11 protein-coding genes are annotated in these 18,231 nt (G+C 67.3%); 10 read left to right on the forward strand and 1 reads right to left on the reverse strand.

Annotated features, from left to right (window positions below):
* Positions 1-151 precede the first annotated feature (151 nt).
* From JW897_RS00140 to JW897_RS00185, 10 genes are all read left to right on the forward strand, one after another.
* A complete protein-coding gene (locus JW897_RS00140; protein WP_043589439.1) occupies positions 152-466 on the forward strand; it encodes an ArsR/SmtB family transcription factor in 315 nt (104 codons plus the stop codon).
* Positions 466-897, forward strand: a complete 432-nt coding sequence (locus JW897_RS00145) for a YeeE/YedE family protein (RefSeq protein WP_205464791.1) — start codon at positions 466-468, stop codon at positions 895-897. Before JW897_RS00140 ends, JW897_RS00145 begins: the two co-directional genes overlap by 1 nt.
* Positions 898-929: 32 nt before the next feature.
* Entirely contained in the window at positions 930-1,328 is a 399-nt protein-coding gene (locus JW897_RS00150; RefSeq protein WP_205464792.1) for a DUF6691 family protein, read from the forward strand.
* Complete coding sequence (locus JW897_RS00155) at positions 1,325-3,049, forward strand: SulP family inorganic anion transporter (RefSeq protein WP_205464793.1); 1,725 nt, start codon at positions 1,325-1,327, stop codon at positions 3,047-3,049. The genes JW897_RS00150 and JW897_RS00155 overlap by 4 nt, the downstream gene beginning before the upstream one ends.
* Before the next feature lie 57 nt (positions 3,050-3,106).
* Positions 3,107-4,543: a M48 family metalloprotease gene (locus tag JW897_RS00160; protein ID WP_205464794.1), complete on the forward strand. Its 1,437-nt coding sequence runs from the start codon at positions 3,107-3,109 to the stop codon at positions 4,541-4,543.
* Between the two features lie 312 nt (positions 4,544-4,855).
* Positions 4,856-7,519 (forward strand): pyruvate dehydrogenase (acetyl-transferring), homodimeric type, encoded by a 2,664-nt coding sequence (gene aceE, locus JW897_RS00165; RefSeq protein WP_048412684.1) that lies wholly within the window; start codon positions 4,856-4,858, stop codon positions 7,517-7,519.
* A 120-nt stretch (positions 7,520-7,639) separates the two neighbouring features.
* The gene (gene aceF / locus JW897_RS00170) at positions 7,640-9,316 is read left to right on the forward strand and encodes a dihydrolipoyllysine-residue acetyltransferase (protein WP_205464795.1); all 1,677 of its coding nucleotides are present in this window, start codon (positions 7,640-7,642) and stop codon (positions 9,314-9,316) included.
* A 114-nt stretch (positions 9,317-9,430) separates the two neighbouring features.
* Positions 9,431-11,227, forward strand: a complete 1,797-nt coding sequence (gene lpdA, locus JW897_RS00175) for a dihydrolipoyl dehydrogenase (protein WP_205464796.1) — start codon at positions 9,431-9,433, stop codon at positions 11,225-11,227.
* A gap of 315 nt (positions 11,228-11,542) precedes the next feature.
* The gene (locus JW897_RS00180) at positions 11,543-13,285 is read left to right on the forward strand and encodes an autotransporter assembly complex protein TamA (protein ID WP_205464797.1); all 1,743 of its coding nucleotides are present in this window, start codon (positions 11,543-11,545) and stop codon (positions 13,283-13,285) included.
* 13 nt (positions 13,286-13,298) lie between these two features.
* Positions 13,299-17,111: a translocation/assembly module TamB domain-containing protein gene (locus JW897_RS00185; protein ID WP_205464798.1), complete on the forward strand. Its 3,813-nt coding sequence runs from the start codon at positions 13,299-13,301 to the stop codon at positions 17,109-17,111.
* 162 nt (positions 17,112-17,273) lie between these two features.
* Here the strand turns inward: JW897_RS00185 and JW897_RS00190 are convergent, their stop codons facing one another.
* Positions 17,274-18,221, reverse strand: a complete 948-nt coding sequence (locus tag JW897_RS00190; RefSeq protein WP_205464799.1) for a LysR substrate-binding domain-containing protein — start codon at positions 18,219-18,221, stop codon at positions 17,274-17,276.
* Positions 18,222-18,231: the final 10 nt, after the last annotated feature.

An 18,231-nucleotide genomic window follows, 5' to 3' on the forward strand; every position in this document is an offset into this window, starting at 1 on the left:
TCTACAACAGTTTTTCCCGGCGCGATGGTGACTGATAGGCCATGTGGCGGCGGGCGGACTACTGTGGCGCGGCGGTAACAGTTGGTTGATTTACATTATATTATAAAACATAATGTTTGCGACGCCGGAAAGCCGGCGCGGGAGAACGAATATGGATTTGAACATGCTGCGCGCCAATGCCGGTCGCGCCGCCTTGTTGTTGAAGGGCCTGGCCAACGAGGACAGGCTGCTGCTGCTGTGCCAGTTGGTGGACGGCGAGAAGTCGGTGTCTGAGCTGGAGCGTTTGACCGGCATTCGCCAGCCTTCTTTGTCGCAGCAGCTGGGCGTGTTGCGCAATGAAGGCCTGGTGGCGACGCGGCGCGAAGGCAAATGGGTGTATTACAGCGTGGCCAGCGCCGACGCCCTGGCCTTGCTGAACGCCTTGCACGCCTTGTTCTGCGCCGACCAGCCGGCGGGAGCGGCGTGATGGCCGCGGATTGGGCGGCGTTCACGCCGTGGCCCGCCTTGGCGGGCGGGGCGTTGATCGGCGCGGCGGCGGCTTGGCTGGCTCTGTTGCATGGTCGCGTCGCCGGCATCAGCGGCATGCTGGGCGGCTTGTTGGAGCGGCGGGCGGACTGGCGCGCGCGCTTGGCCTTTCTCTTGGGCCTGACGGCGGCGCCGGCTTTGTGGTGGCTGGCTGCGGGCGAATTGCCCGTCGTCAAGATCGAGGCCGGCGGCTTGCGCTTGCTGGCCGCCGGCCTGCTGGTGGGCGTCGGCGCGGGTCTGGGTTCCGGCTGCACCAGCGGCCACGGCGTCTGCGGCCTGGCGCGCTTATCGCCGCGCTCGCTGGCGGCGACGGCGGCCTTCATGTTTGCCGGCTTCGTCACCGTGGCCGCGGTTCGACATTGGGGGGCGTGAAGGTGGCGGCGGAGTGGAAACGATTGTTGTCGATGGCGGGCGCGGGCCTGTTGTTCGGCCTGGGCTTGTTGCTGTCCGGCATGGCCAATCCGGCCAAGGTGCTGGCCTTTCTTGACCTGGGCGGCGCCTGGGATCCCAGCCTGGCGCTGGTGATGGCCGGAGCCGTCGCCGCGGCCTGGCCGGCCTTCCGTCTGGCCGAGCGCCGCCCGCGCGCGTTCCTGGGCGAGCCGGCGCGGTGGCCGGCCAAGACGCCGCTGACGCGCCGGCTGATCGGCGGCGCTCTACTGTTCGGCGCAGGTTGGGGCCTGGCCGGCCTCTGTCCGGGGCCGGCCTTGCTGCTGGGCGGCATGGCGTCGCCGCTGAGCCTATGGTTTTTGCCGGCGATGGCGGCCGGCCTGTGGCTGGCCGGACGATGGGAGCGGCGCGGATGAGGCTCTGGCTGCCTGCCTGGCTGCGCGGCTACCGGCGCGCCTACTTGCCGGGCGATCTGGGCGCGGGCCTGGTGGTGACCTTGCTGCTGGCGCCGCAAGGGCTGGCTTACGCGCTGGTGGCCGGCCTGCCGGCGCAGGCGGGCTTGTACGCCAGCATCGCGCCCTTGCTGATTTACGCGCTGGCCGGGCGCAGTCACGCGCAGTCGGTGGGGCCGATGGCGATGACGTCCTTATTGGTGGCGGCCACGCTGGCGCGCTTGGCCGAGCCGGGCTCGGGCGATTATCTGGCGTTGGCCATCGGCCTGGCGCTGCTGTCCGGCGCGATGCTGGCGGCGCTCGGCCTGCTGCGGCTGGGTTTCGTCGCCGATCTCTTGTCCGAACCGGTGCTGGCGGCCTTCACCTCGGCGTCGGCCTTGCTGATCGTGCTGTCGCAGCTGGGGCCCTTGCTGGGCGTGCAGGCCGGCGGCGCGTCCTTGCCGCAGCTGCTGGCCGGTCTGTGGCGGGCGGCCGGCGGGCTCAATCCGGCGGCGTTGTTGTTCGGCGCGACGGCGCTGGTCTTGCTGCTGCTGGCGCGCTGGTTGGGCGATCCGCTGTTGCGCCGCTGCGGCCTGCGCGCGCCGACGCGGCAACTGTGGCTGCGTCTGGCGCCGTTGCTGGCGGTGCTGCTGGGCATGGCGCTGGTGGCCGGCCAGGGTCTGCGCGCCGCCTTGCCGGTGGTGGGCGAAATTCCGCCGGGTCTGCCGACGCCGACCTGGCCGGGCCTGAGTCTGGAGCAGTGGTCGCAGTTGGCGCTGCCGGCCTTTTTCATCGCCTTGATCAATTACGTGCAAAGCCTGGCGGTGGCCCAGGCGCTGGCGCAAGACCGCGGCGACGAAGTGGATCCGGACCGGGAGCTGCTGGCGCTGGGCCTGTGCAATATCGGCGCCGGCCTGTCCGGCGGCTTTCCGGTCACCGGCGGCCTGACCCGCTCCATGGTCAACGCCGAAGCCGGCGCCCAGACTCAGCTGGCCTCGGTGGTCGCCGCCCTGGGCATCATGCTGCTGGCCAGCTTCGCCGCCGGCGCGCTGGCCCTGCTGCCGCTGGCGGTGCTGGCGGCGATGATCATCGCCTCGGTCAGCGCCATGATACGTTTCGACAGCCTGAGGCTGGCCTGGCGCGTCGACCGCGCCGACGCGGCGGCCTTCGCGCTGACTTTCATGCTGGTGCTGTGGCTGGGGGTGGATTCCGGCATCGTCGCCGGCGTGCTGATGTCGCTGGCCGCGATGCTGTGGCGCAGCAGCCGGCCGCACATCGCGGAACTGGGCCGCTTGCCGGGCAGTCATCATTTCCGCAACCGGCTGCGCTTCGCGGTGGAGCGCCTGCCCGGCGCTTTGTTTCTGCGCGTCGACGAAAGCCTGTTCTTCGGCAACGCCCGCCAGGTGCGCGGCGAGGCGCTGCGCCGGCTGGCCGCCCAGGACGGAACCACGCGGCTGGTGTTGATCATGAGCGCGGTCAACCGCGTGGATACCAGCGCCTTGCTGATGCTGGCGCGGCTGGACGCGGAACTGACGGCGCGCGGGGTGACGCTGCACCTGGCCGAGATCAAGGGGCCGGTGGCGCAGCGGATGGAGGGCGGCGGCCTGCTGGCCGGTTTCGCCGGGCGCGTGCACCTGAGCGCGCAGGCGGCGTGGGAGGCGCTGGCCGCGACGCCGCCGGACGGCGGGGAAGCTCATACTCTTTGACAGTTGATGTTGCGCCGCCTCATGCAACTTGTGGCCGATCATGGCTATCATAGCCGGATGACCAAACAGACCCTGCTGGCCGGCGTGCTGGCGCTGAGCTTGTTGCACCCGTCCGTCAGTTACGCCGATTTGCCCGATCTGGGCGAGGTGTCGGACGCCTCGCTGACGCTGGCGGACGAGAACCGCATCGGCCGCCAGGCCTGGCGCGCGATGCTGGAGGCCGGCGACATCGTCGACGACCAGGAGGTCAACGATTACCTCAACGATATCGGCGGCCGCCTGTCCAGCGGCGTCAAACTGCCCGGCGTCGGCTTCACCTATTTCTGCGTCAACGATCGCGGCATCAACGCCTTCGCCATGCCCGGCGGCTACATCGGCATCAATATCGGCCTGCTGCTGGCGACCCAGAGCGAGGGCGAGCTCGCCTCGGTGCTGGGCCACGAAACCGCCCACGTCGCCCAGCGCCACATCGCGCGGATGAAGGCGGCCAGCAGCGCCACCAGCCCCTTGTTGCTGCTGGGCACCATCATCGCCGCCGCGCTGGCGGCCAAGGCCGGCAGCGGCCAGGGCGCGATGGGGGTGGTTTCCGCCGGCATGGGCCTGTCGATTTCCAATCAATTGGCGTTTTCGCGCGATTTCGAACGCGAGGCCGACCGCGTCGGCATGCAGTATATGAGCCAGGCCGGCTTCGACGTGCGCAGCATGCCGGCCTTCTTCCAGCGCTTGCAGCAGAACGAGCGCTACAGCGACAACGCGGCGCTGGCCTTTCTGCGCACCCACCCGGTGACGCTGGAGCGCATCAGCGAAGCGGAGAACCGCGCGCTGGACTATCCGGTGAAGATGCGCGCCGACAGCGTCGATTATCTGTTGGTTCGCGAGAAGCTGCGCGCCTCGACGCTGACGCCGGACGAGGGGCAGCGCTATTACGAGGCGGCGCTGGACCGCGGCCTGTACCTGAACGAGGGCGCGCAATGGTATGGTCTGGCTCAGATCAAGCTGCGTCAGCGCGACGTCGCCGGCGCGCGCCAGGCGCTGGCCAAGGCGCGGGCCAAGCTGCCGGACCACCCGATGCTGTGGGGTTTGGACGTGGCGATAGAACACGAACGCAAGGACTGGGCCGCCGCCCGCAACGCGGCGCGCGCCGGGCTGGCCCGTTTTCCGCAAAGCCTGTCGCTGCAACTGCTGGATATCGACGTCGCCGTCGCCAGCGGCGACAGCCAGGGCGCGCTGAGCCTGATCAAGACTCAGTTGAACCGCCATCCGGACAATCCGGGGCTGTATCGGCGCCAGGCCAGCTTGTACGCCGACCGCGATCCGCTGCGCTACCACGCGGCGCTGGGCAACGCCTTCTATCATGAGCAGCGCTACCAGCCGGCGATGGAGCAGTTCCAGCTGGCCAGCAAGGCCAAGGGCGACGACTTCTACCTGCGCTCCTCAATCGAAGCGCGCATCCGCGAACTGGACCGCCTGGTTCGCGAGGAGAGGAAGAAGTAAGCGCGCAACTGAAACGAATGTTTCAATTTGCGACAGCAAATCGCAAAAAAACAACATGGTGCGGCGCAATAACCGCTGTTTTCCGCCCCGAAACAAGCGTTAGTACGCTTGACCTATTCCTTTGTGAAAGCCGGAAGACGTACACTTGCTCAAGATACGGCGCTCTTTTCGTAAATGAACATTTTTATTTGCGATTGCGTTCGTTTATAATCTGAAGCTAATAAATAGGTTCGAATTCGAGCCGATTGCAATAACGCGGGGCCGCGCAGTGCTACATACGGCCCCCGATCCACCTTGCTGTGAGGACCAGAGATGGCTGCAACTTTCCCTGACGATATCGATCCGTTGGAAACCCAGGAATGGACTGAAGCGCTGGAGTCGGTGCTGGACGCCGAAGGCCCGGAACGCGCGCATTACCTGTTGGAGAAACTGGTCGAGCGCACCCGCCGCCGCGGCGCCCATCTGCCGTTTGACGCCACCACCGCATACCAGAACAGCATTCCGCTCGGCAAAGAAGTGAAGTCGCCGGGCAACCACGAGATGGAGCATCGCATCCGCTCGATCAATCGCTGGAACGCCGCCGCCTTGGTGCTGCGCGCCGGCAAGAAGGATCTGGAGCTGGGCGGCCACATCGCCTCCTTCCAATCCTCCGCCACTCTGTACGACGTCGGCTTCAACCACTTCTGGCGCGCCCAGAACGATGAGCAGGACGGCGATCTGATCTACTTCCAGGGCCACATTTCCCCGGGCGTGTACGCGCGCGCCTTCATGGAAGGCCGCCTGTCCGCCGAGCAGCTGGACAGCTTCCGCCAGGAAGTGGACGGCAACGGCCTGTCCTCCTACCCGCACCCGTGGCTGATGAAGGACTTCTGGCAGTTCCCGACCGTGTCGATGGGCCTGGGCCCCTTGATGGCCATCTATCAGGCTCGCTTCCTCAAGTATCTGGAAAGCCGCGGTCTGGCCAAGACTCCGGGCCGCAAAGTGTGGTGTTTCTGCGGCGACGGCGAGATGGACGAGCCGGAATCCCTGGGCGCGATCTCGATGGCGTCCCGCGAAGGCCTGGACAACCTGATCTTCGTGATCAACTGCAACCTGCAGCGTCTGGACGGCCCGGTGCGCGGCAACGGCAAGATCATCCAGGAACTGGAAGGCGACTTCCGCGGTTCCGGCTGGAACGTGCTGAAAGTGATCTGGGGCTCGCGTTGGGACCCGCTGCTGGCGATGGACAGCAAGGGCCTGCTGAAGAAGCGCATGGACGAGTGCGTGGACGGCGATTACCAGACCTTCAAGTCCAAGGACGGCGCTTACGTTCGCGAACACTTCTTCGGCAAGTACCCGGAGCTGCGCGAAATGGTCGCCAATATGTCCGACGACGAGATCTGGGCGCTGAACCGCGGCGGCCATGACCCGCACAAGGTGTACGCCGCCTACCACGAGGCGTCCAACAACGCCAACGGCCGTCCGACCGTGATCCTGGCCAAGACCATCAAGGGTTACGGCATGGGCGCGTCCGGCGAAGCCAAGAACATCGCGCACCAGGCCAAGAAAATGGATCTGGATTCGCTGCGCAACTTCCGCGACCGCTTCGGCATTCCGGTGTCCGACGCCGACCTGCCGAACGTGCCGTACTACCTGCCGGCCGAAGACAGCCCGGAAATGAAGTACATGCGCGAACGCCGCGCCGCGCTGGGCGGCTACCTGCCGGCGCGCAAGCCGGTGACCACCGCGCTGCAAACCCCGGAACTGTCCGTGTTCGACGCGCAGCTGCAAGCGTCCGGCGACCGCGAGTTCTCCACCACGATGGCCTTCGTCCGCATGCTGGGCACCATCATGAAGGACAAGAACATCGGTCAGCGCGTGGTTCCGATCGTGCCGGACGAGTCCCGCACCTTCGGCATGGAAGGCATGTTCCGCCAGTACGGCATCTGGTCCACCCAGGGTCAGAACTACGTGCCGCAGGATCATGACCAGCTGATGTTCTACAAGGAGTCCAAGGACGGCCAGATCCTGCAGGAAGGCATCAACGAGCCGGGCGCGATGGCCGACTGGATCGCCGCGGCGACCAGCTACGCCAACAGCAGCCAGCCGATGATTCCGTTCTACATCTACTACTCGATGTTCGGCTTCCAGCGCATCGGCGACCTGGCCTGGGCCGCCGGCGACATGCGCGCCCGCGGTTTCCTGCTGGGCGGCACCGCCGGCCGCACCACGCTGAACGGCGAAGGCCTGCAGCACGAAGACGGCCACAGCCACATCCAGGCCGGCCTGATCCCGAACTGCATCAGCTACGACCCGACCTTCGCCTATGAACTGGCGGTGATCGTGCAGGACGGTCTGCGCCGCATGTACGCCGAGCAGGAAGACGTCTTCTACTACCTGACCCTGATGAACGAAAACTACGTTCACCCGGCGATGCCGGCGGGCGCGGAAGAAGGCATCCTGAAGGGCATGTATCTGCTGCAGGACGGCGGCGACGCTCAGGTGAAAGTGCAGCTGATGGGCTCCGGCACCATTCTGCGCGAAGTGATGGCCGCGGCCGACCTGCTGAAGGCGGACTTCGGCATCGGCGCCGACATCTGGAGCGTGACCTCCTTCAATCAGCTGCGTCGCGACGGCATGGAAGCCGAGCGCCACAACCTGCTGAACCCCGCCGCCGAAGCGCGCGCCTCCTACGTGGCGCAGCAACTGGCCGGCCGTCAGGGTCCGGTGGTGGCCGCGACCGACTACATCCGCAACTACGCCGACCAGATCCGCGAATACGTTCCGGGCCGTTACGTGGTGCTGGGCACCGACGGCTTCGGCCGCTCCGACAGCCGCGCCAATCTGCGTTCCTTCTTCGAGGTGGATCGCTACCACGTGGCGCTGGCGGCCTTGTCCGCGCTGGCGCGCGACGGCAAGATCGAAGCGTCCAAGGTGGCCGAGGCGATCGCCAAGTACGGCATCAAGACCGACAAGCTGCCGAGCTGGAAGGTGTAATCGCAGGGCGGAAGCCCCGGTCGAGGCCGGGGCCTTCCGCCTTTGCACGGCAAGCGAATCTGTAGCGGATATCCGGCGGCAAGCCCCGACAGGGGCTTCCGCCTTACGAATGGAAAGCTCATGAGCAATCTGATCGAATTGAAAGTGCCCGACATCGGCGGTCACAGCAATGTAGACATCATCGAAGTATTCATCGTCCCGGGCCAGACCGTGTCCGTGGACGATTCCCTGATCACGCTGGAAACCGACAAGGCCACCATGGAAGTGCCGGCGGAAACCGCGGGCGTGATCAAGGAAGTCAAAGCCGTCGTCGGCGGCAAGATTTCCGAAGGCGACGTGATCGCCATCCTGGAAGTGGGCGCCGCCGCGTCCGCTCCGGCCCCGGCGGCCGCCGCGCCGGCTCCCGCAGCCGCCCCGGCCGCTGCTCCGGCTCCGGTCGCAGCCGCGCCGGCCGCAGCGCCTGCCGCGCCCGCGGCCTCCGGCCGCAGCGAAATCCGCGTGCCTGACATCGGCGGCCACAACGGCGTCGACGTGATCGAAGTCACCGTCAAGGTCGGCGACGACATCGCCGTCGACGACAGCCTGATCACGCTGGAAACCGACAAGGCCACCATGGAAGTGCCGGCCTCCGCCGCCGGCCGCGTGGTGGAAGTCAAAGTGAAAGTGGGCGACAAGGTCAGCGAAGGCGATCTGATCGTGGTGGTGGAAGGCGCTGTCGCCGCCGCCGCTCCGGCCGCAGCAGCCGCCTCGGCTCCGGTCGCGGCCCCGGCCCCGGCCCCGGCCCCGGCCCCGGCCCCGGCCCCGGCCGCTCCGGCCCCGGTAGCCGCCGCGCCCGTCGCCGCTCCGGCGCCGGCCGCAGCCATCGACGAAACCTCCTTCTCCAAGGCCCACGCCGGTCCGTCGGTGCGCCGTCTGGCGCGCGAACTGGGCGTGGACCTGGGCAAGGTCAAGGGCAACGGCCGCAAGGGCCGCATCACCGACGCCGACGTCAAAGCCTTCGTCAAGGGCGTGATGCAGAACCCGGCGGCGCTGGCTCCGGCCGCCGCGGCTTCCTCCGGCGGCGGTCTGGACCTGCTGCCGTGGCCGAAAGTCGATTTCGCCAAGTTCGGCCCGATCGAAACCAAGCCGCTGTCCCGCATCCAGAAGATCTCCGGCGCCAATCTGTCGCGCAACTGGGTGATGATTCCGCACGTGACGTTCAACGACGAGTGCGACATCACCGAGCTGGAAGACTTCCGCAAGACCGTGGGCAAGGAGTGGGAAAAGTCCGGTCTGAAGATCAGCCCGCTGGCCTTCATCATCAAGGCCGCCGCCGAGGCGCTGAAAGCCTTCCCGGCCTTCAACAGCTCGCTGGACGGCGACAATCTGGTGCTGAAGCAGTACTACCACATCGGCTTCGCCGCCGACACGCCTAACGGCCTGGTGGTGCCGGTGATCAAGGACGCCGACAAGAAAGGCCTGCGCCAGATCGCTCAGGAACTGACCGATCTGTCCAAGCTGGCCCGCGAAGGCAAGCTCAAGCCCACCGACATGCAGGGCGCCACCTTCACCATCTCCAGCCTGGGCGGCATTGGCGGCACCAGCTTCACGCCCATCGTGAACGCGCCGGAAGTAGCCATCCTCGGCGTCTGCAAATCGCAGATCAAGCCGGTGTGGAACGGCAAGGAATTCGCGCCGCGCCTGATGTGCCCGCTGTCGCTGTCCTTCGATCACCGCGTGATCGACGGCGCCGCCGCCGCGCGCTTCACCGTGCATCTGGGCAAACTGCTGTCCGATGTGCGCCGCCTGATTCTGTAATCGCCAGCCGGGCGGCCGCCCCGGCCTGGCCGGAGCGCGCCGCCCAAGCGAACGATTCAGCTGAATATCGGCGGAGGCCCCCGGGCTTCCGCCCTACGTTGCGGATGGAAAACCATGAGCAATCTGATTGAATTGAAAGTCCCGGACATCGGCGGCCACGGCAACGTGGACGTGATCGAAGTCTTCGTCAAGCCGGGCGACGTGATCGCCAAAGAAGCCAGCCTGATCACGCTGGAAACCGACAAGGCCACGATGGAAGTGCCGGCGGAAGCCGCCGGCGTGGTCAAGGAAGTTAAAGTCGCCGTCGGCAGCAAAGTGTCCGAAGGCGATCTGATCGTGGTCATCGAAGCCGCCGGCGCCGCCGCGGCTCCGGCCGCGCCCAAGCCGGTGGAAACCACCGGCGTCGCCTCCGCCACCACCCAGGCCGGCTTCGCGCCGCAAGCCGCTCCGGTGGCCGCCAGCCATAGCGGCGGCGCCGACATCGAGTGCGACGTGATGGTGTTGGGCGGCGGTCCCGGCGGTTATTCCGCCGCCTTCCGCGCGGCCGATCTGGGCCTGAAAGTGGTCATCGTCGAGCGTTACTCCACCCTGGGCGGCGTCTGCCTGAACGTGGGCTGCATCCCGTCCAAGGCGCTGCTGCACAATGCGGCGGTGATCGACGAAGTCAGCCATCTGGCCGCCAACGGCATCAAGTTCGGCAAGCCGGAAGTGGATATCGACATGCTGCGCGGCTACAAGGAAAAGGTCATCGCCAAGCTGACCGGCGGCCTCGCCGGCATGGCCAAGGCGCGCAAGGTGGAGATCGTGCGCGGCAACGGCCATTTCATCGATCCGCATCACATCGAAGTGGCCGCCACCACCGGCAAGGGCCGCGAAGAGAGCGGCGAGAAGAAGATCGTCAAGTTCAAGAACGCCATCATCGCCGCCGGCTCCCGCGTGGTGAAGCTGCCGTTCATTCCGGACGATCCGCGCGTGGTGGACTCCACCGGCGCGCTGGAGCTGAAGGGCGTGGCCAACCGCATGCTGATCATCGGCGGCGGCATCATCGGCCTGGAAATGGGCACCGTCTACTCCACGCTGGGCGCGCGCCTGGACGTGGTGGAAATGATGGACGGCCTGATGCAGGGCGCGGACCGCGACCTGGTCAAGGTGTGGCAGAAGTGGAACGCCCACCGTTTCGACAACATCATGCTGAACACCAAGACCGTGGCCGTTGAGCCCAAGGACGACGGCGTATGGGTGACTTTCGAGGGCGAGCAAGCGCCGAAAGAACCGCAACGCTACGATCTGGTGCTGTACGCCACCGGCCGCGCGCCCAACGGCAAGCTGCTGGGCGCCGAGAACGCCGGCATCGCGGTGACCGACCGCGGCTTCATCCCGGTGGACAAGCAGCAGCGCACCAATGTGCCGCACATCTTCGCCATCGGCGACATCGTCGGCCAGCCGATGCTGGCGCACAAGGGCGTGCATGAAGGCCATGTGGCGGCGGAAAACTGCGCTGGTCAGAAATCCTACTTCGACGCGCGCGTGATCCCGGGCGTGGCCTACACCGATCCGGAAGTGGCTTGGGTCGGCGTCACCGAGGACGAGGCCAAGAAGCAGGGCCTGAAGATCGAGAAGGGCGTGTTCCCGTGGGCCGCCTCCGGCCGCGCCATCGCCAACGGCCGCGACGAAGGCTTCACCAAGCTGATCTTCGACGCCGAAAGCCACCAGATCATCGGCGGCGGCATCGTCGGCCCGCACGCGGGCGACATGATAGGCGAAGTCTGCCTGGCCATCGAAATGGGCTGCGACGCCACCGACATCGGCAAGACCATCCACCCGCACCCAACCATGGGCGAGTCCATCGGCATGGCGGCGGAAGTGGCGCACGGCACTTGCACCGATTTGCCGCCGCAGCGCAAGAAGTAAGCGCGGCACGGCAGGGAAAAGGGCAGGCCTTGGGGCCTGCCTTTTTTTATGCGCATCGTCTTAAATGACGGGGCGGCAAAACTATTGCCGGCGCGGCCGGTCTCACCGCCTTGCGCCGCCATGACGCGCATTGCCGGGCTGCGATGAGCAAAACTGATGCCTCCGCAGCATGTCCTGAATTGCAGTTGAATATAAATTAAGCTTTTGGTTTAAGAAAACGCCGGTCTGTTCTCGCGATTTTGAAGCCGCCCAGCCGCTTCTCGCCAGCCGCCGCAAGTTTCGTTACCATGGCCTCGACACCAAACGAATCGGACCATGCCAAGCTCCCGCCTGCTTATTTCATTGATCTTATTGCTGTCGGCGACGCCCGTCTGGGCCAAGCTCAATTACAGCGTGCGCGTCGACGCGCCTTCCGGTCTGGCCGGCTTGCTGCAAGACAATCTGGAATTGGTCACCAGCCGTCTGGAAGAGGAAATGGACGAAACGCTGCTGGCCGAACTGGTGCGCAGCACCCCGGAGGACGCGCGCAAGCTGCTGGAGACCGAGGGCTATTTCGACGCGCGCGTCAATGTGCGCGAAGAAGGCGCCCGGCAGTACGTGATCGAGGTCAAGCCCGGCGAACCCACGCTGATCGACGACGTCACCATCCGCCTCGCCGGACCGATACGCGAGGAAGGCGATTTCCAGCAACGCTTCGCCGCGGTGCTGGAGGCCTGGTCGCTGCCCATGGGCGCGCCTTACCGTCAGTCAGACTGGGACGGCAGCAAGCGCGCGGTGATGCGTTTGATCACCGCCGACCGTTTCCCCAAGGCGCAAATCAGCAAGAGCGCGGCGGAAATCGACCCGGCCACCCGCCGCGCGCAGCTGGTGGTGGACATCGACAGCGGGCCGGTGATCCTGTTCGGCGACATCACCGTCAAGGGCATGAAGCGCTATCCGGAAAAGATCGCTACCGGCCTGGCCGATTTCTCCCCCGGCACGGCTTACCGCTTGCAGAAGATTTTCGATTACCAGTCCGCGCTGGAGCAGGCGCCGCATTTCTCCAATGTGGTGGTCAGCGCCGACATGGCCCATATCGACCCGGACAGCCATCGGGTGCCGGTGGAGGTGGACGTCACCGAGATGCCGCGCCAGAAGCTGGAGCTGGGCCTGATCTACGACTCCAGCGACGGCCCCGGCGTGCGCGTCGGCTACGACCATTACAATATCTTCCGCCGCGGCTACACCGGTTCGCTGGTGACCAACTGGAAGAAGAACCAGCAATCGCTGTCGCTGGGTCTGGGCTTTCCACGCCAGTCCGACGGCTATTCCCACTCCATCACCAGCGCTTTCAAGACCGACGACGTGCAGGGCCTGAAGACCCGCAGCAGCGACGTCGGCGGCTGGCGCACCCGCACCCGCGGCAATATCGAGGCGCGCCTCGGCCTGCAATACCTGATGGAAAGCGAAGAGGCCGGCGGCGTGTCCAATAAGGACACCCGCGCCTTGCAGCTGGTCTACGGCTGGACCCAGCGCGCGGTGGACGATCTGATGCGGCCGCGCTCCGGCGTGTTGCTGGACTTCCAGCTGTCCGGCACCGTCGGCAGCGCCTTGTCTTCCACCTCCTATGTGCGCGGCTACGCCCGCACCGTCGGCTACTGGTCGCCGTTCCCCAAGTACGGCACCTTCGTCGGCCGGCTGGAGCTGGGCCAGGTGTGGGCCAACGATCAGGACGCGGTGCCGTCCTCCATCCTGTTCCGCGCCGGCGGGGCCAACAGCGTGCGCGGCTACGATTACCAGAGCCTGGGCCTGGCGGGCCCCAACGGCTCGGTGCTGGGCGGCCGCGTGGTGGCCACCGGCAGCCTGGAGTATCAAATCCCGATCAAGCCGGACTGGTATCTGGCGCTGTTCACCGACGCCGGCAACGCCAGCCAGAGCTGGAAAGGCTTTCAGGTGGAGCGCGCCAACGGCGTGGGCGTGCGCTGGATGAGTCCGGTGGCGCCGCTGGCCTTCGACTTCGCCAAGGCGGAGCGCGACGGCAAGATCCGCTGGAACCTCAGCCTGGGCCTGGCTTTCTGACCCGAATGCATTCATGAGCGAAACCGACACCTCCCCCGTCCCCGACACCGCCCCGCCGCCGCCGGCCAAGCCCAAGCGCCGTCGCTGGCGCTGGCTGCTGTGGCTGCCGCTGTTGCTGATCGCCGCGCTGTTGGCCGTCAGCGCCTGGCTGACCGGCAGCCGCGCCGGCTTCGCCTGGCTGATGCAGTCGCTGGGCGGCCTCAGCGGCAACGCCGTCAGCGTCAAGCAGGCCGAAGGCACGCTGTTGGACGGCTTCAAGCTGAGCGATGTGCGCGTGCGCAGCGCCGGCAGCGACGTGGACATTGAATCCGTGAAGTTGGATTGGCAGCCGAGCGCGCTGTGGCAGCGCCAGCTGTGGCTGCGCCAATTGGCGGTGGGCCACGTCAAGGTGGCGCTCAAGCCGACACCGGACACCCCTTCTAGCGGCGCGCCGGAATCGCTGGCCTTGCCGCTGCGCATTCGTCTGGACCGTCTCAGCGTGGCCAGCGTGACGCTGGAGCCGGCCAAGCTGCGGCTTTACGGCCTGGAGGCCGGCTACGTCTACGACGGCCGGCGCCACGATCTCAAGCTCAAGCGTTTGGGCTCGCCCTGGGGCGAGGCGGCCGCGGCGCTGCAATTGGCCGACGCCAAGCCCTTCGCGCTGCAGGGCAAGCTCAGCGCCGACGGCGAGCTGGACAAGATCCCCTATCAGGCGCGGCTGGCGCTGGGCGGCAGCCTGTTGCAACTGAGCTTCGACGGCGAGCTGTCCGGCAAGGACCTGGTGGCCGACGTCAAGGGCGGCCTGCTGCCCTTCGCCAGCAATCCGTTCAACAGCTTCACCCGGCTGGACGCGCGCCTGGCCGGCATCAACCCGCAGGCCATCCTGCCGGAATGGCCGCGCGCCAAGCTCAGCCTGGCGGTGTTCGCCGAGCCGGATGCCGGCCAGCGCGTCAAGGGCGGGCTGACCCTGCTCAACGAGCAGGCCGGGCCCTTGTCCGAGCAAAGGCTGCCGCTGTCCTTGCTGGCCGGCGAGTTCCGCGCCGACGACAAGGCGCTGGAGCTGTTCAACACCCACGCCCGGATCGCCGGCGGCGAGATCGGCCTGGCCGGCCAGGTGCGGCCGGACCAGCTCAAGCTGGCGCTGGACATTTCCAAGCTGGGCCTGCGGCAGTTGCACGCCGACGCGCCGGACGACAGCCTGGACGGCCGGGTGACGCTGGACGGCCCGCTGAGCGGGCCCAACATCCTCGCCCAGCTCAAGGGCAAAACCCTGCAGGCCAAGGCCGACGTCGGCTTCGCGCCGGCGCCGCGTCCGGCGCTGCTGATTCGGCAGGCGGAGTTGACCGCCGGCGTCGGCACCCTGGCCTTGGCCGGCCAGCTGGGCCTGGACGGCAAGCAGCTGTTCGATTTCAGCGGCAAGCTCAATCGCGCCGATCCGTCCAGACTCAAGCCCGGCCTGCCTAGCGGCGACCTCAACGCCAGTCTGCAGGCCAAGGGCCAGCTGGCCAGCCCGCTGAGCGTGGCGGCCAAGCTGCAATTCGCGCCCAGCAAATTGTCCGGCGCGCCGCTGAGCGGCGCCGCCGACCTGCAGCTGCAGGGCGAACGGCTGAAATCGCTGAGCGCCGATCTGAGGCTGGCGCAGAACCGGCTACAGGCCAACGGCGCTTACGGCGCCGCCGGCGACAAGCTCAAGCTCTTGATCGACGCGCCCAATCTCGGCCTGATCGGCCCCGGTTTCTCCGGCGTGGTCAAAGGGCAGGGCGAACTGGCCGGCACGCCCAAGGCGCCGCTGATCAGCGCCAATCTGCAGGCCGACCGCCTGAAGCTGCCGGGCAATATCGCGGTGCAAAGCATGCAGTTCAGCGGCAACGTCAAGGCCGATCAGAACAGCCCGTTCCAGCTCAAGCTGGATGTGGCCGCTTTGCAGGCCGGCGGCTTCCGCGCCGAGCAGCTGCGCGCCAGCGCCAGCGGCACCCGCGCGCGCCACGGCCTGCAGCTGGACGGCCGCTTCCGCCTGGCCGATCACCCCTACGCGTTGCAACTGGCGGCCAACGGCGGCCTGCGCGGCGAGGCCGGGCCCTGGGCCGGCACCTTGAACAAGCTGGAACTGAGCGGCCGTCCCGGCCTCAGCCTGCTGGCGCCGGTGGCGCTGGAGCTGGGCGAGCAGATCAAGGTGGGCAACGCCCGGCTGGCGGCGCTGGGCGGTAGCATCACCCTGGCCGAACTCAATCGCGGCGCCAACGGCGCGCTCAGCACCCGCGGCTCCGCGCGTGGCCTGCGCCTGGCGGAGCTGGGGCCCTTGCTCAGCCTGCCGGTGAAGCAGGACCTGAGCTTCGACTCCGACTGGAATCTGAACCTGGCAGCCAACGCCAAGGGCCAATTCGCGTTGCGGCGCGCCGGCGGCGACGTGCTGCTGCCGGGCGACAAGGGCAAGGACGCGGCGCTGGGCTTGAAGACCGCCGCCGCCACGCTGACCCTGGACGGCGGTCGCGTCTTGTTCGATCTGAATCTGGACAGCCGTTACGCCCAGCTGCAAGGCAAGGGCTCGCTGCCGTGGAACGGCGGCGCCATCGACGCCAAGACCCCGCTCAACGCCACCGTCAGCGCCAGCGTGCCCTCGTTGGCGACGCTGGCCAGCTTCGCCGGCCCTTCGCTGGAGCTGGGCGGCCAGATCGGCGCCAATCTGGCGCTGACCGGCGCCTTGAGTCAGCCTATGGCGCAAGGGGCGATACGCGGCGACAAATTGCTGTTGGCCGACCGCCGCACCGGCATCCGCCTGGGCGACGGCAGCCTGCTGGCGCGGCTGGACGGCCGCAAGCTGGTGCTGGACCGCTTGCGCTTCGCCGGCGGCGAAGGCGAGGTGGCGGCCAGCGGCGCGCTGGATCTGAGCGGCGACACCCCGGACGCGAGGGTGGCGGTGGAATTGCGCAAGTTCGGCGTGTTCGACCGTCCCAACCGCCGCCTGGTGGTGTCCGGCCGCACCGAACTGGCGATGGTGGCCGGCAAATTGTCGCTGACCGGCCATATCCGCGCCGACCAGGGCCGCATCGGCCTGCCCAAGTTCGGCGCGCCCAGCCTGAGCGACGATGTGCTGGTCAAGGGCCGGCCGGAACCGGAGCCGTCGGCCTTCGCCAGCATGCCGCTGACGGTGGCGCTGGACCTGGACCTGGGCGACCGCTTCCGCTTCTCCGGCCAGGGTCTGAACGTGGATCTGACCGGTTCGGTGCGCGTTAGCGCCAACCCGGGCGAAGCGCCGGGCGCCAAGGGTCAGGTGCGCGTGGTCAAGGGCCGCTACAAGGCCTACGGCCAGGATCTGGACATCGAGTACGGCGCCATCACCTTCAACGGCCCGCTGGACAATCCGCTGCTGAACGTGCGCGCCAAGCGCCGCTTGTCGCCGGTGGGCGCCGGCGTGGAGGTCAGCGGTTCGGTGTCCATGCCCAAGGTGAGGCTGGTCGCCGACGAGCCGATGTCGGAAAAGGACAAGCTGGCCTGGCTGGTGTTGGGCCGGGCGGCGAGCGGCGAGCGCGACGACAACGATCTGGCGGCCTCCGCCGGCATGATGCTGGCCGGCTCGCTCAACGACCAGATCGGCCTGTTCGACGACCTGGGGGTGTCCAGCCGCAAGGAAAAAACCCTGGCCAACGGCACGGTGAGCCCGGCGGAGCAGGTGGTGACGGTGGGCCGTCAGCTGACCCGCGAACTGTATCTGGGCTACGAGTACGGCGTGACCAGCGCCAATCAGGCGGTGAAGCTGGCCTATCAGCTGAGCAAGGGCTGGTCCATGGTGTTGCGGGCCGGCACCGACGCCTCGGTGGAGTCGCGCTACACCTTGCGTTTCGACTGAGCGCAACACCGCGTTTCCCAGCGCTTGTTCAAAGTCGCGCGAGCTAGGGCGGGGCAAGGCGAAAACGGCCGAAAACGCGGAGTGCGCGCGTGGTGCGCGAGCATTTCGAGGGCGTAGCCGCCGTGATAGCTGTCGCCAAGCGCAGCGGACTTTGAACAGCGTCTAAAACCGCAGCGTCAGCATCCGCGCCAAGGCCCGGTCCTCCGGTCGGGCCGAGCGCAGGCGCTGGCGCAGCGTCTGCCGCAGGCAGTCGATGAAGCAGCGCGCGGCGTAGCCGTGGGCCTGGCCCTGCAGGCTGATGACGCCGATGACGATCTCTTCCATCTCTTCCCGCAGCGACAAGGCCTGGGCCTTGCCGGCGAATTCCGGACACAGCAGCAAGGGCTCCGGCCCGTAGCTGAGCATGCCAGCCTGTACCAGGCCGGCCAGCAAGGCCATGGACTGCGCGCAGATCAGCCGTTCCGGCGCGATGGCCAGGCCGTGGCGGTTGAACAGCCGGTCCAGCACGTGGCGGTAACTGGCCGGGCTGTAATTGACCACCCAGTCCTGTTCCAGCAGCGCGGACAAGGACGTCGCGCTCAGCGCCGGATGGCCGTTGCGGGCGAACACCCGGCCGCCGTGGCTGAACAGAGGCTGGCAATGGAATTCTTGGGCCAACGGCTCGAACAGCGGGGCGATGGCGAAATCCATCTGGCCATCGCGCAAGCGCGGCAAGGCCACCGCCAGCAGGCCTTCGAACAATTCCAGCCGGATCGTCGGCAGCCGTTGGCGAAAGCGCAACACCACCTCCGGCAATAGCGTGGGCACCAGCCAGGGCGTGACGCCTATGCACAGCCTGGCGTCGCGCTGGCCGCGCAGCGCCTCCAGTTCGTCATGGGCGCGCTCCAACTGCATCGTCACCTGGCGCGCGTGGATCAGCAAGGCCTGACCGGCCTCGGTCAGCCGCGCGCCGCTGGCGTGCCGCTGCAGCAGCGGCAGCCGCTGTTCTTCCTCCAGTTCGCGCAGCGTCTTGCTGACCGCGGCCTGCGACAGCTCCAACATGCGCGCGGCGGCGCGAATGCCGCCGCCGTCGGCCAGCGCGATCAGCGCTTGCAGTTGCTGCAGTTTCATCTGTGCTCCA

The sequence above is a fragment of the Chromobacterium alkanivorans genome (assembly GCF_016937655.1).
GTDB classification, from domain to species: Bacteria; Pseudomonadota; Gammaproteobacteria; order Burkholderiales; family Chromobacteriaceae; genus Chromobacterium; species Chromobacterium alkanivorans.

What these genes read in the sequence shown, in the direction of transcription:
- JW897_RS00145 (WP_205464791.1), top strand. Translation starts at nt 466, where the DNA reads ATGGCCGCGGATTGGGCGGCGTTCACGCCGTGGCCCGCCTTGGCGGGC.
- JW897_RS00180 (WP_205464797.1), top strand. Translation starts at nt 11,543, where the DNA reads ATGCCAAGCTCCCGCCTGCTTATTTCATTGATCTTATTGCTGTCGGCG.
- JW897_RS00150 (WP_205464792.1), top strand. Translation starts at nt 930, where the DNA reads ATGGCGGGCGCGGGCCTGTTGTTCGGCCTGGGCTTGTTGCTGTCCGGC.
- JW897_RS00160 (WP_205464794.1), top strand. Translation starts at nt 3,107, where the DNA reads ATGACCAAACAGACCCTGCTGGCCGGCGTGCTGGCGCTGAGCTTGTTG.
- JW897_RS00140 (WP_043589439.1), top strand. Translation starts at nt 152, where the DNA reads ATGGATTTGAACATGCTGCGCGCCAATGCCGGTCGCGCCGCCTTGTTG.
- aceE (WP_048412684.1), top strand. Translation starts at nt 4,856, where the DNA reads ATGGCTGCAACTTTCCCTGACGATATCGATCCGTTGGAAACCCAGGAA.
- JW897_RS00155 (WP_205464793.1), top strand. Translation starts at nt 1,325, where the DNA reads ATGAGGCTCTGGCTGCCTGCCTGGCTGCGCGGCTACCGGCGCGCCTAC.
- aceF (WP_205464795.1), top strand. Translation starts at nt 7,640, where the DNA reads ATGAGCAATCTGATCGAATTGAAAGTGCCCGACATCGGCGGTCACAGC.
- JW897_RS00190 (WP_205464799.1), bottom strand. Translation starts at nt 18,221, where the DNA reads ATGAAACTGCAGCAACTGCAAGCGCTGATCGCGCTGGCCGACGGCGGC.
- JW897_RS00185 (WP_205464798.1), top strand. Translation starts at nt 13,299, where the DNA reads ATGAGCGAAACCGACACCTCCCCCGTCCCCGACACCGCCCCGCCGCCG.
- lpdA (WP_205464796.1), top strand. Translation starts at nt 9,431, where the DNA reads ATGAGCAATCTGATTGAATTGAAAGTCCCGGACATCGGCGGCCACGGC.